Raw genomic sequence first — 12,264 nt, 5'->3', positions numbered from 1 at the left:
TGGTGGTGTCCGCCTCGCAGAGATTGGCGGCGGGATGTCCTCAAGGTGGGGGCAATGGGGATGATTTCAAGGGCGATCGGTTTTTGTGGGCTCCTGGATTTTGAAATGTGCCCGGGCGGTGGCGATGGGTTCGGCCTCAACGTCTTGCCAGGCGGTGATCGCGACGTTGGCCACCCGCCGCCCTTGGCGCCAGACCTGGCATTTGGCGTAAGTGTCGCGAAACTGCCCGGTGCGCAGGTAATCCAGCGAAAAGTCGATGATTTTCGGCACGCCCGGGGCGCCAGTGGCGATCAGCAAATGGACGGCAGCGGCCAATTCCATGAAACCGGCGATGACCCCGCCATGGATGGCAGGCAACAAAGGGTTACCAATGTTGTCCTTGTTGGCCGGCAAGCGGAACACCAGCGTATCGTCCTGGCGCGTGCACTCGACGCCGATAAGTTGCGCATAGGGGATCGAGGCCAGTAGCCGCGCGTAGTCGCCCTGCGCGCAAGCCTGGCGCAGTTGTTCCTGGGTGATGTCGGTCATGGCCGGTCCACGGCAGCCATCGGGCCGCTCTTGCTTATGCCCCGGGCGTGCTGGCCGAGGCGCATGAACGTACCCACCACATGGGCGATGGGCTGCTCGGGGTCGTCTTGATAGGCAAAACCACGGGTGAAGATCACGTCCGGGGTGACCCGATAGCATTGGGCGAAGCCGTAGACATCCTTATGAGGCTCGGCGGCGTGCATGTAGTCGATGCGCAGGTCCAGGGTCGGGCAGACCTCGAATTGCGGGAGAACGCACAAGGTCGACATCCCGCAGGCCGTGTCCATCAATGACGTCAGCGCGCCACCATGGATAATACCGGTGAGTGGGTTGCCAACGATGCGGGGACTGAAGGGCAAAATGACCGTCAAGCCTTCACGATTGGCGCTGTGCAGCTTCAAGCCCAGTACTTGGCAATGCCTGAGCGCCGATAAAAAGCGTGTCGCGCGCTCAAAAACAGGGTCTTCGACCATTTGTTAACCGCTCCGGTAAAGGACAGGGCCTGATAGCAGGCGCCACCTGTAAAGTTCCATCCGATTGGAAAGTTATATATCTATGACAAAGCAGGAACTTAATCTTGGGGGCTGCGCTCAAACGGCCAGTAGTTATTTCCATAAGGAGAAACACCCCATGCGTAAGACTTTAGCTATTGCCTTGATGTTGACCGCCTCCCTCGGTCTCGCTGCCTGCGATAAAAAATCCGAGGACAAAGCTCAAGATGCCAACCAACATGCTGAACAAGCTCAGCAAGACATGAGCAAAGCACAGGATAAAGTGAACGACGCGGCGAAAGAAAACGCCGAAGCCGCCAAAGATCAGGCCGAATCGAACAAAGCCGCCACGCAGGAACAAGCTCCTGCTACCGCGCCTAAAACCAACTGATCCGGTTTTAGCGGCAAAAGAAAACCCGCCTGGTGCGGGTTTTCTTTCGCCTGTCATTCAAGGAATTGTCTGTCAGACCGCTTCCTTACCGACTTCAGTCACAGGCGCTTCCGTTGGGGTATAGACCATCACGTCCAGTACATCGGAATGGAACTCGCGCTGATACAGCACAAACACCACGCCAGCACTCATCAACATGAACAACCAGGGGCTGACGAACCACGCCAACATGGTCATGCCGAAATAATACGAGCGCAGCCCGAAGTTGAACTGGTTGGCCGCCATGGAAATCACCCGCGCCGCCCTGAGTGCAAAAGCCTTGCGCTCCTGCTCGGACACATGGCGTTCGCCAATCATCGGCGCCGAACCCACCAGCACTGCGGCGAAGTTGTATTGGCGCATGCACCAACTGAAGGTGAAGAATGCGTACACAAACACCAGGGCCAAGCACAGCAATTTAACCTCCGCCATGCCCTGGGACGCTTGCTGCACCATCGGCAGGTCCGCCAGCAGCGACACCGCACGGTCAGACGCGCCAAGCACGGTCAGGATCCCTGCCAGGATAATCAGCGTGCTGGAGGCAAAGAACGACGCGTTGCGCTCCAGGTTACCGATCACGCTGGCATCGGCGATGCGGTTTTCACGCAACAGCATGCGCCGCATCCAGTCTTCGCGGTACAAGTGCATCACGCTGGCCAGGCACGCTGTATCGCGGGCTTTCCAGGTGGCGTAACGGGTATAGCCGCCCCAGCAGATGATGAACCAGGCGGCGGCAAGCAAGTGAATCAGATTGGCTTGGATGAATGACATTCGATTTCCTGTGTGACGAAAACAAGAGCTGGAGCAATAGTCGCGGTGAACCCTGTGGGAGCGGGCTTGCTCGCGAAAGCGGTGGGTCAATCAATACATGGCTGACAGACAGATCGCATTCGCGAGCAAGCCCGCTCCCACAGAGATTTTCGCAACTTTCAAGACATTGCTTCGACGTTAGTCCACGGAAAAAGACACTGCACCAAAAAAATGCCCCGCATCGATTGATACGGGGCATTTCCATTTCCAGCGAGGACTCCCTCTCGGTTATTTACGCCAAGGCTTCGCTGCGCTTGCCCAGCAGGCGATCACACACCACCGCGACTGCCAGCGTCATCACCGAAGGCACCAGCCAAGCCAGGCCTTGCTCGCTGAGCGGCAGGTGAGCCAGCTGCGCCGGCATCCAGTCCGCCAACCCGGCGCCCTTGAGGGCATCGATCAGGCCAAACAGGAACGACACCAGCATCACCGGCCCTACGATGCGCCCTTGCTCGTTCCAGAAATCCTTGCAGAAGCTCAGTGCCACCAAGGCGATGCAGGGTGGATAGATCGCGGTCAGGACCGGAATCGAGAAGGCGATCAGCTTGGTCAGGCCCAGATTGGACACCAGCAGCGAAAACGCCGCCAGGATCACCACCAATGTCTTGTAGGACAGGGGCAAGACGCGGCTGAAGTACTCGGCGCAGGCGCAGGTCAGGCCAACCGCAGTCACCAGGCACGCCAGGGAAATCAGCACGGCAAGAAAGCCGCTGCCCAGGTTGCCGAACGTGTGTTGCACGTAGGCATGCAGCACAGCGGCGCCGTTGGTCGCGCCGACAGCCACTTCATGACTGCCCGACCCCAGGCGGAACAGGCTGACGTAGACCAGCGCCAGGCCCACGCCGGCGATCAGCCCGGCGATGATGGCGTAGCGAGTGATCAGGGCGGGCGACTCGACGCCACGGGAACGGATCGCGTTGACGATGACGATGCCGAACACCAGGGCGCCCAGGGTATCCATGGTCAGGTAGCCGTTGATAAACCCTTGGGAAAACGGCGCGGCGACGTATTCGGGAGTCGCCACGCCAATATCGCCGGCTGGCAGGGCAAACGCGGCGATACCCAGTACGGCCAGGGCGATGATCTTCAGTGGCGCGAGAAAGCGTCCGACGGTGTCCAGCAAGCGGCCCGGATAGAGCGAGATGAAGAACACCAGCAGGAAATACACCGCGCTGTAGGCCAACAACGCCAGCGGGCTTTCACCGGTCAGCGGCGCCAGGCCGACTTCGAACGAGACGGTGGCGGTACGCGGCGTGGCGAACAGCGGGCCGACGGCCAGGTAGCAGACCGCCGCCAGCACACCACCGGCGACCTTGCCGATGGGGCTGCTCAGGGCATCCATCGCACCACCGACCTTGGCCAGTGCCACGACCGTGATGACCGGCAGACCGACCGCCGTGATCAGGAAGCCCAGCGCCGCCATCCAGACATGAGGCCCGGACTGCAAACCGACGATAGGCGGAAAGATGATGTTGCCGGCGCCGACGAACAGCGCAAATGTCATGAAACCAAGCGCCAGGATGTCCTGGCCTTTCAACACTTTCATTAAGGAAACCACACTACTGAATCGGAATTTAGAGAGGGATTTCCCTTATGGGTGAGGGAAATGCTGCCGATCCGTATGGGACCGGCCCGTTTAGCAGATCGCTTCCTTGTGGGCGGCGACCGCAAAAATGGCTGCTAGCCTAACGAATTTGGCCGACAAACGCACTGTTAAGGGGCGAACTATCCGATACGCGACGTTCGCGTGTCGCATTTACGTATCTATTCTTCGGCTCGCCCCGCTTGGCAGATACCCACGGCCCCGTGGTGAGGGAGCAAGCTCCCTCGCCACAGAAGGCAGATCAACGAATCCCCAAGGCCAGAAACGACAAAGGCCACCCGAAGGTGGCCTTTGTTGCTGGAACGAAAAGGTCAGCCGAAGCTTACTTCTTCATTTCCCAGCCAGTCAGCTCGGCCAGGGCCTTGCCGATGTCTGCCAGCGAACGCACGGTTTTTACGCCTGCGTCTTGCAGCGCAGCGAATTTCTCGTCTGCAGTGCCTTTGCCGCCAGAGATGATCGCACCAGCATGGCCCATGCGCTTGCCCGGAGGAGCAGTCACACCCGCGATGTAGGAAACAACCGGCTTGGTCACGTTTGCCTTGATGTAGGCAGCCGCTTCTTCTTCAGCCGAACCGCCGATCTCACCGATCATGACGATCGCTTCGGTCTTCGGGTCTTCCTGGAACAGCTTCAGGATGTCGATGAAGTTGGAGCCTGGGATCGGGTCACCGCCGATGCCGACGCAAGTCGACTGACCGAAACCGGCGTCAGTGGTCTGCTTCACAGCTTCGTAGGTCAGGGTGCCGGAACGGGAAACGATACCGACCTTGCCTGGCAAGTGAATGTGACCTGGCATGATGCCGATCTTGCATTCGCCTGGAGTGATCACGCCTGGGCAGTTAGGGCCGATCAGGGTGATACCCAGCTCGTCGCACTTGACCTTGGCTTCCAGCATGTCGATGGTCGGGATGCCTTCGGTGATGCAGACGATCAGCTTGATGCCGCCGAAAGCTGCTTCCAGGATGGAATCCTTGCAGAAAGGAGCCGGAACGTAGATCACGCTGGCGGTGGCGCCAGTGGCTGCTACGGCGTCTTTCACGGTGTTGAACACTGGCAGGCCCAGGTGCTCGGTGCCGCCTTTGCCCGGTGTTACGCCACCGACCATCTTGGTGCCGTATTCGATGGCTTGCTGGGTGTGGAAACTACCTTGCGAACCGGTAATGCCCTGGCAGATAACCTTGGTGTCTTTATTGATCAGGACGCTCATTATTTGCCCTCCGCAGCTTTAACGACTTGTTGAGCAGCGTCGGTCAGGCTGGTAGCAGCGATGATGTTCAAACCGCTTTCTGCCAGTACTTTAGCGCCCAGCTCAGCGTTGTTGCCTTCGAGGCGAACAACAACCGGGATTTTCACGCCAACTTCTTTCACGGCGCCGATGATGCCTTCGGCAATCATGTCGCAACGAACGATGCCGCCGAAGATGTTGACCAGTACTGCGGCGACATTGGTGTCGGACAGGATGATCTTGAACGCTTCGGTTACGCGTTCCTTGGTAGCACCACCGCCAACGTCGAGGAAGTTGGCTGGCTTGCCGCCATGCAGGTTGACGATGTCCATGGTACCCATGGCCAGGCCAGCACCGTTGACCATGCAGCCGATGTTACCTTCCAGGGCCACGTAGTTCAGTTCGAACTTGGCAGCGTGCGCTTCGCGCGGATCGTCCTGGGACGGATCGTGGAAAGTCTTCAGCTTAGGCTGACGGTACATGGCGTTGGCGTCGATGTTGATCTTGGCATCGAGGCAGTGCAGGTCGCCGTCAGCCTTGATCACCAGCGGGTTCACTTCCAGCAGTGCCAGGTCGTGGTCCTGGAACAGCTTGGCCAGGCCAACGAAGATCTTGGCGAACTGAGTGACTTGCTTGCCTTCCAGGCCCAGCTGGAAAGCCAGCTCGCGACCCTGGAATGGCTGTGCGCCAACCAGTGGATCGATGGTGGCCTTGAGAATTTTCTCAGGGGTATCGTGAGCGATCTTCTCGATGTCCACGCCACCTTCGGTGGAAGCCATGAACACGATGCGGCGGCTCGAACGGTCAACGACAGCGCCCAGGTACAGCTCTTTAGCGATATCAGTGCACGATTCAACCAGGATCTTGGTGACTGGCTGACCGTTGGCGTCAGTCTGGTAAGTCACCAGACGCTTGCCCAGCCACTGTTGTGCGAAGGCTTTGGCGTCTTCTTTGCTGCGAACCAGCTTGACGCCGCCCGCTTTACCGCGACCACCGGCGTGAACCTGGGCTTTGACAACCCATTCGCTGCCGCCGATTTTGTCGCAAGCTTCTGCTGCCGCTTCCGGGGTGTCTACCGCGTAACCGGTGGATACTGGCAGGCCGTACTCAGCGAACAGCTGCTTACCCTGATACTCGTGAAGATTCATGCTTATTACCGTCTTCGTTAGGTACTGCGCATTCGGTGCTGCACCATCGAGGTGCCGCACCACCTGTGACTGCTGCTCGCGTAGCTTTCCGGTGAACCGGCTCAGCTACGCAAGACTGCGTCCAGCGGACATTCCGCGGTGAGTCTTGCTCGCAAGGCTCACGACGGGCCGATACCGCCGTGGTTTCTTATTGTCTATTAACGCTTCTTGCGGTTCGCCACGTGGATGGCGCCGCCATTTACGGCCAAGGCCGCTTCGTGCAAGGCTTCGGACAGGGTCGGATGGGAGAAGACCATCATGCCCAGGTCTTCAGCGCTGGTGCCGAATTCCATACCGATCGCGCCTTGCTGTACCAGCTCGGCAGCGCTTGGGCCAATCACGTGAACGCCCAGAACGCGATCCGTCTTGGCGTCGGCGATGACTTTCACGAAACCGCCGGTATCGTTGGCGGCCATGGCACGGCCACTGGCAGCGAACGGGAAGGTGCCGACGTTAACTTCAACGCCTTCGGCTTTCAAGGCCTGTTCGGTTTTACCGACCCATGCGATTTCCGGGTGGGTGTAGATAACCGATGGGATCAGGTCGTAGTTCATCTGGGCTTTGTGGCCCTTGATGCGCTCGACGACCATGATGCCTTCCTCGGACGCCTTGTGCGCCAGCATCATGCCGCGTACCACGTCACCGATGGCGAAAACGCCCGGCACGGCAGTTGCGCACTGGTCATCGACAGCGATGAAGCCGCGCTCGTCGATTTCCACACCGCTGTCAGCTGCCAGCAAATCAGTGGTCACCGGACGACGGCCGACCGCAACGATCAGCTTGTCGAACGTGATGGTCTGTTCGCCGTTGGCGTCGGTGTAGGTCACCACGACTTCTTCGCCGTTGACCTTGGAGCCGGTCACGCGAGCGCCCAGCTTGATGTCCAGGCCCTGTTTGGTCAGGGTTTTCAGCGCTTCCTTGGAAACCGCGGTGTCGGCGGCCATCAGGAAGGTGTCGAGGGCTTCAAGCACAGTCACTTGCGAACCCAGGCGCGACCATACCGAACCCAGCTCGAGGCCGATCACGCCAGCGCCGATCACACCGAGGCGTTTTGGCACGGTCTGGAATTCCAGGGCGCCGGTGGAGTCGACGATCACGTTCTGGTCGACCGGAGCCGGTGGAATGTCGATTGGACGCGAGCCTGGTGCGAGGATGACGTGTTCGGCTTCGATCACTTCAACCGAGCCGTCTGGCTTGGTCACTTCGACTTTCTTGCCCAGCAGCAGCTTGCCGTGGCCCTGGATCGAGGTCACGCCGTTGGCCTTGAACAAGGTGGCAACACCTGAGGTCAGGCCTTTGACGATGTTGGCTTTGCGGCCAACCATGGCAGGCACGTCAATGGTGACGCTTTCGCGGTTGACACCGCCAATGCCGTGAATAGCCAAGCCGTCTTGCGCTTCGTGGAATTTCCAGGAGCTGTCCAGCAGCGCCTTGGATGGAATGCAGCCGACGTTCAGGCAAGTACCGCCAAGGGCCAACTTGCCCTCTTTGTCGGTGTATTTCTCGATGCAGGCAGTGGTAAGGCCCAGTTGCGCAGCCTTGATGGCCGCTACGTAGCCGCCAGGGCCCGCACCAATCACTACCACGTCGAATTTCTGAGTCATGAGTCATTCCTTTTCGAATCAAACCGAACGGTCACTCGTGGTGACCGTCGTGGGACGAAACCGGTTGTTTCAGCAAGAGGCCGGTCAACCGACCGGCCCTCGCGGCGAAATCAGATGTCCAGCAACAGACGAGCCGGATCTTCAAGCAGGTTCTTGATGGTTACCAGGAAAGTCACGGCTTCTTTACCGTCGATCAGGCGGTGATCGTAGGACAGTGCCAGATACATCATCGGACGAATCACGACCTGACCGTTGATCGCCATCGGACGCTGCAGGATGTTGTGCATGCCCAGGATCGCCGCTTGCGGCGGGTTGACGATCGGGGTCGACATCATCGAACCGAATGTACCACCGTTGGTGATGGTGAACGTACCGCCGGTCATCTCTTCGATGGACAGCTTGCCGTCACGGGCCTTCTTGCCGAAGGTGGCGATGCCGCCTTCGATTTCGGCCAGGCTCATCAATTCAGCGTTGCGCAGGACCGGAACCACCAGGCCACGGTCGCTGGAAACCGCAACACCGATGTCGGCGTAGCCGTGGTAGACGATGTCGGAACCGTCGATCGACGCGTTGACGGCCGGGAAGCGTTTCAGCGCTTCGGTGGCAGCCTTGACGAAGAACGACATGAAGCCCAGGCGTACGCCGTTGTGGGACTTCTCGAACAGATCCTTGTACTTCGAACGCAGGGCCATGACTTCAGTCATGTCGACTTCGTTGAAAGTGGTCAGCATCGCCATGTTCGACTGGGCTTCTACCAGACGCTTGGCCACGGTAGCGCGAACGCGAGTCATCGGAACGCGTTTTTCAACGCGATCACCGGCAGCGAACACCGGAGCAGCAGCGGCAGGCGCGGCAGGCTTGGCCGGGGCAGCGGCAGGCGCGGCCTTCTTGGCAGCAACGGCGGCCACTACGTCTTCCTTGGTCACACGACCACCCTTGCCGGTGCCGGCAACGGAAGCGATGTTGATGCCGTTTTCTTCGGCGATCTTGCGAGCGGCCGGGGCAGCGACTGGATCGTCTTCGCCATCGGCAGCAGGCGCTGCGGCCTGGGCTGCAGCAGGAGCAGCGGCGGCGGCCGGAGCAGCAGCGGCAGCACCGCCCTCTTCGATCGAGCCCAGTACCTGGTTGGACAGGACGGTAGCGCCCTCTTCGGCAACGATTGCGCCGAGCACGCCGTCAGCTTCGGCCAACACTTCCAGAACGACTTTGTCGGTCTCGATGTCGACGATCAGGTCGTCACGCTTTACAGCGTCGCCTGGTTTCTTGTGCCAGGTGGCAACGGTGCCATCGGCAACCGATTCCGGGAATGACGGGGCTTTGATTTCGATAGCCATTATCTGTGGGTCCTTAAAATTCGGTTTCAGTCAGCACGAAGGCTTAAACAGTGAAAGCATCTTGCAGCAGTTTTTCCTGCTGCTCGGCGTGCATCGACGCATAACCACACGCAGGTGCCGCAGAAGCATCACGGCCGGCATATTCCAGGCCCAGGGCCTTGTTATGGTTGCCAATGCTGCGACGCAGGTGATGCTGGCTGCTGTACCACGCGCCTTGGTTCATCGGTTCTTCCTGACACCACACCACGTGGGTGAGGTTGGTGTAAGGCGCGATGGCCTCCATCAGGTCTTCTTCCGGGAACGGGTAAAGCTGCTCGATACGCACGATGGCGATGTCTTCGCGGCCTTCGGCACGACGTTTTTCCAGCAGGTCGTAGTAGACCTTGCCGCTGCACAGGACCAGGCGAGTCACCTTCGCCGCGTCCAGCGTATCGATTTCTGGAATAACGGTCTGGAAGGAGCCTTCGGCCAGGTCTTCGAGGGTGGAGATCGCCAGTTTGTGACGCAGCAGCGACTTCGGAGTCAGCACGATCAGCGGCTTGCGCAGCGGACGGATGACCTGACGACGCAGCAGGTGGTAGATCTGAGCCGGGGTCGTCGGTACGCAGACCTGGACGTTGTGCTCGGCGCACAATTGCAGGTAACGCTCCAGACGTGCCGAAGAGTGTTCCGGCCCCTGCCCTTCATAACCGTGTGGCAACAGCATGGTCAGACCGCAGAGACGACCCCACTTGTGCTCGCCGCTGGTGATGAACTGGTCGACAACCACCTGGGCACCGTTGGCGAAGTCGCCGAACTGGGCTTCCCAGATCACCAGTGCATTCGGCTCGGTGGTGGAATAGCCATATTCGAACGCCAGGACGGCTTCCTCGGACAGCAGCGAATCGTACAGGTCGAAACGTGGCTGGCCTTTGTACAGGTGTTGCAGCGGGATGTAGGTGCCGGCGTCTTTCTGGTTGTGCAACGCTGCGTGGCGGTGCGAGAAAGTACCGCGGCCTACGTCCTGGCCGGTGATGCGAATCGGGTGACCTTCGAACGCCAGGGTCGCGTACGCCATGGTTTCGGCGTAACCCCAGTTGATCGGCAGGCCGCCGGCTTGCATCTTCTGACGGTCTTCGTAGATTTTCGCGACCTGGCGCTGGACCACGAAGCCTTCCGGAATTTCCAGCAGCTTGGCGGACAGTTCCTGCAGGGTCTTGAGGTCGAAGCGGGTGTCGTGACGAGCGGTCCAGGCGTGGCCCAGATACGGACGCCAGTCCACGAACAGCTCTTTGTTCGGCTCTTTGACCAGGCTTTTTACAACATGCAGGCCGTTGTCCAGGGCATTGCGATATTCATCGACTTTTTCCTGGACGCGCGCTGCATCCAGTACGCCGCTCTGGGTCAGGCGCTCGGCATACAGCTCACGGGTAGTGCGCTGCTTGGCGATCTGCTGGTACATCAGAGGCTGGGTGCCGCTTGGCTCGTCGGCCTCGTTGTGGCCGCGACGACGGTAGCAGACCAGGTCGATCACCACGTCACGCTTGTACTGCATGCGGTAGTCGATGGCCAACTGGGTCACGAACAGCACGGCTTCCGGGTCATCGCCATTCACGTGGAGAATCGGCGCCTGGATCATTTTCGCGACGTCGGTTGCGTACTCGGTGGAACGCGAGTCTTCCGGGTTGCTGATGGTGAAACCGACCTGGTTGTTGATCACGATGTGCACGGTGCCGCCGGTCTTGAAACCGCGGGTCTGCGACATCTGGAAGGTTTCCATGACCACGCCTTGACCGGCGAATGCCGCGTCACCGTGGAGGGAGATCGGCAGCACCTTCTCGCCGGTCGGGTCGTTGCGGCGATCCTGACGGGCACGGACCGAACCCTCGACCACCGGGGAAACGATTTCCAGGTGGGACGGGTTGAAAGCCATGGCCAAGTGGACTTCGCCACCCGAGGTCATCACGTTGGATGAGAAGCCCTGGTGATATTTGACGTCACCGGAACCGAGCTCGACCTTCTTCTTGCCTTCGAACTCGTCGAACAGCTCGCGCGGGTTCTTGCCGAAGGTGTTGACCAGAACGTTCAGACGGCCACGGTGGGCCATGCCGATGACCACTTCCTTGGTGCCATAGGAACCCGAACGCTGGATCAGCTCGTCGAGCATTGGAATCAGGCTTTCGCCGCCTTCCAGGCCGAAACGCTTGGTGCCTGGGTATTTGGTGCCCAGGTATTTCTCCAGGCCCTCACCGGCGGTGACGCGCTCGAGCAAGTGGCTCTTGATCTCGGCGGAGTACGTCGGACGGCCACGAACGCTTTCCAGACGCTGCTGGAACCACTGGCGCTGCTCGGAATCGGTGATATGCGTGAACTCAGCGCCGATGGTGCGGCAATATGTCTGCTGCAACGCTTCGTGAATTTCGCGTAGGCTCGCTTCCTCTTTGCCGATGAACAGGTCGCCGGCACGGAAGGTCGTATCAAGATCGGCATTGGTCAAGCCGTAGTGAGTGATCGACAGGTCTGCAGGTGCAGGACGCTGCCACAGCCCCAGCGGGTCCAGCTGGGCTGCTTGGTGGCCCCGCATCCGGTAGGCCTGGATCAGTCGCAGCACTTCAACTTGCTTCTTCTCGTGCTCACTGCTCACGCTGCCGGCAGACACCGGTTGAGCGCGGCGCTGGTTCTTTGCCAGCAGCACGAAATGATCGCGAATTGTCGAGTGCGAAACATCAGTGGCAGAGTTCCCGTCAGCCGGCAACTTCTGAAAGTAGGTGCGCCATTCTTCTGGCACAGCGTTAGGGTCGTGCAGGTAGAGCTCGTAGAGCTCTTCCACATAGGCAGCGTTACCACCGGAGAGGTGGGCACTGTTCCACATGCGCTGCATCACGCTTTCTTGCATGCTTGGTCACCCTCGATTAGGGGAACACCACCGGCGAAAACACCGAGCAAACTTGCAGAAGTCCGAGTGCAGCGACTAAAACAAGCCACTTAGGATCACGCTGATAGTCCGGGTACCAGCCCGGATGCCCCTGCTTGTCTCATTTCTTCAAAATAAGAACGGCCACTTTGTAAGCAG

At 59.5% G+C, this 12,264-nt stretch carries 10 protein-coding genes; 1 reads left to right on the top strand and 9 read right to left on the bottom strand.

All coding sequences use genetic code 11. From position 1 onward, the window contains the following. Positions 1-66: 66 nt before the first annotated feature. The gene (locus AD663_RS06960; protein WP_003179246.1) at positions 67-528 is read right to left on the bottom strand and encodes a PaaI family thioesterase; all 462 of its coding nucleotides are present in this window, start codon (positions 526-528) and stop codon (positions 67-69) included. Further along, positions 525-1,001 carry a PaaI family thioesterase gene (locus tag AD663_RS06955; RefSeq protein ID WP_003179244.1) on the bottom strand — a complete coding sequence of 159 codons (477 nt, stop codon included), beginning with the start codon at positions 999-1,001 and terminating at the stop codon, positions 525-527. The genes AD663_RS06960 and AD663_RS06955 overlap by 4 nt, the downstream gene beginning before the upstream one ends. A 157-nt stretch (positions 1,002-1,158) precedes the next feature. On the opposite strand from AD663_RS06955, the gene AD663_RS06950 reads away from it, so the two are divergent. Continuing rightward, complete coding sequence (locus AD663_RS06950; RefSeq protein WP_003179242.1) at positions 1,159-1,410, top strand: hypothetical protein; 252 nt, start codon at positions 1,159-1,161, stop codon at positions 1,408-1,410. Between the two features lie 72 nt (positions 1,411-1,482). Here AD663_RS06950 and AD663_RS06945 read toward each other — a convergent pair whose 3' ends face one another. The 7 genes from AD663_RS06945 to AD663_RS06915 form a co-directional block, all read right to left on the bottom strand. Beyond that, positions 1,483-2,220 carry a DUF599 domain-containing protein gene (locus tag AD663_RS06945; protein WP_003179240.1) on the bottom strand — a complete coding sequence of 246 codons (738 nt, stop codon included), beginning with the start codon at positions 2,218-2,220 and terminating at the stop codon, positions 1,483-1,485. Positions 2,221-2,491: 271 nt separating this feature from the next. Further along, positions 2,492-3,805, bottom strand: a complete 1,314-nt coding sequence (brnQ, locus tag AD663_RS06940) for a branched-chain amino acid transport system II carrier protein (protein WP_053213476.1) — start codon at positions 3,803-3,805, stop codon at positions 2,492-2,494. A 379-nt stretch (positions 3,806-4,184) separates the two neighbouring features. Continuing rightward, positions 4,185-5,069: a succinate--CoA ligase subunit alpha gene (gene sucD, locus AD663_RS06935; RefSeq protein WP_003179236.1), complete on the bottom strand. Its 885-nt coding sequence runs from the start codon at positions 5,067-5,069 to the stop codon at positions 4,185-4,187. Beyond that, the gene (sucC, locus tag AD663_RS06930; RefSeq protein WP_003179235.1) at positions 5,069-6,235 is read right to left on the bottom strand and encodes an ADP-forming succinate--CoA ligase subunit beta; all 1,167 of its coding nucleotides are present in this window, start codon (positions 6,233-6,235) and stop codon (positions 5,069-5,071) included. The genes sucD and sucC overlap by 1 nt, the downstream gene beginning before the upstream one ends. Positions 6,236-6,432: 197 nt before the next feature. Next, entirely contained in the window at positions 6,433-7,878 is a 1,446-nt protein-coding gene (gene lpdA, locus AD663_RS06925) for a dihydrolipoyl dehydrogenase (protein ID WP_053213475.1), read from the bottom strand. Positions 7,879-7,988: 110 nt separating this feature from the next. Continuing rightward, positions 7,989-9,212 (bottom strand): 2-oxoglutarate dehydrogenase complex dihydrolipoyllysine-residue succinyltransferase, encoded by a 1,224-nt coding sequence (odhB, locus tag AD663_RS06920; protein ID WP_003179230.1) that lies wholly within the window; start codon positions 9,210-9,212, stop codon positions 7,989-7,991. A 43-nt stretch (positions 9,213-9,255) separates the two neighbouring features. Further along, positions 9,256-12,087 (bottom strand): 2-oxoglutarate dehydrogenase E1 component, encoded by a 2,832-nt coding sequence (locus AD663_RS06915; protein WP_003179228.1) that lies wholly within the window; start codon positions 12,085-12,087, stop codon positions 9,256-9,258. Positions 12,088-12,264 lie beyond the last annotated feature (177 nt).

Source organism: Pseudomonas sp. Q12-87 (assembly GCF_001269755.1).
GTDB classification, from domain to species: Bacteria; Pseudomonadota; Gammaproteobacteria; order Pseudomonadales; family Pseudomonadaceae; genus Aquipseudomonas; species Aquipseudomonas fluorescens_S.
The sequence above is the reverse complement of the archived record's forward strand: the minus strand, read 5'-3'. Positions and strand labels throughout refer to the sequence as shown.

Coding starts and splice junctions, on each gene's coding strand:
- AD663_RS06960 (WP_003179246.1), bottom strand. CDS start 528: ATGACCGACATCACCCAGGAACAACTGCGCCAGGCTTGCGCGCAGGGC.
- AD663_RS06955 (WP_003179244.1), bottom strand. CDS start 1,001: ATGGTCGAAGACCCTGTTTTTGAGCGCGCGACACGCTTTTTATCGGCG.
- AD663_RS06950 (WP_003179242.1), top strand. CDS start 1,159: ATGCGTAAGACTTTAGCTATTGCCTTGATGTTGACCGCCTCCCTCGGT.
- AD663_RS06945 (WP_003179240.1), bottom strand. CDS start 2,220: ATGTCATTCATCCAAGCCAATCTGATTCACTTGCTTGCCGCCGCCTGG.
- brnQ (WP_053213476.1), bottom strand. CDS start 3,805: ATGAAAGTGTTGAAAGGCCAGGACATCCTGGCGCTTGGTTTCATGACA.
- sucD (WP_003179236.1), bottom strand. CDS start 5,069: ATGAGCGTCCTGATCAATAAAGACACCAAGGTTATCTGCCAGGGCATT.
- sucC (WP_003179235.1), bottom strand. CDS start 6,235: ATGAATCTTCACGAGTATCAGGGTAAGCAGCTGTTCGCTGAGTACGGC.
- lpdA (WP_053213475.1), bottom strand. CDS start 7,878: ATGACTCAGAAATTCGACGTGGTAGTGATTGGTGCGGGCCCTGGCGGC.
- odhB (WP_003179230.1), bottom strand. CDS start 9,212: ATGGCTATCGAAATCAAAGCCCCGTCATTCCCGGAATCGGTTGCCGAT.
- AD663_RS06915 (WP_003179228.1), bottom strand. CDS start 12,087: ATGCAAGAAAGCGTGATGCAGCGCATGTGGAACAGTGCCCACCTCTCC.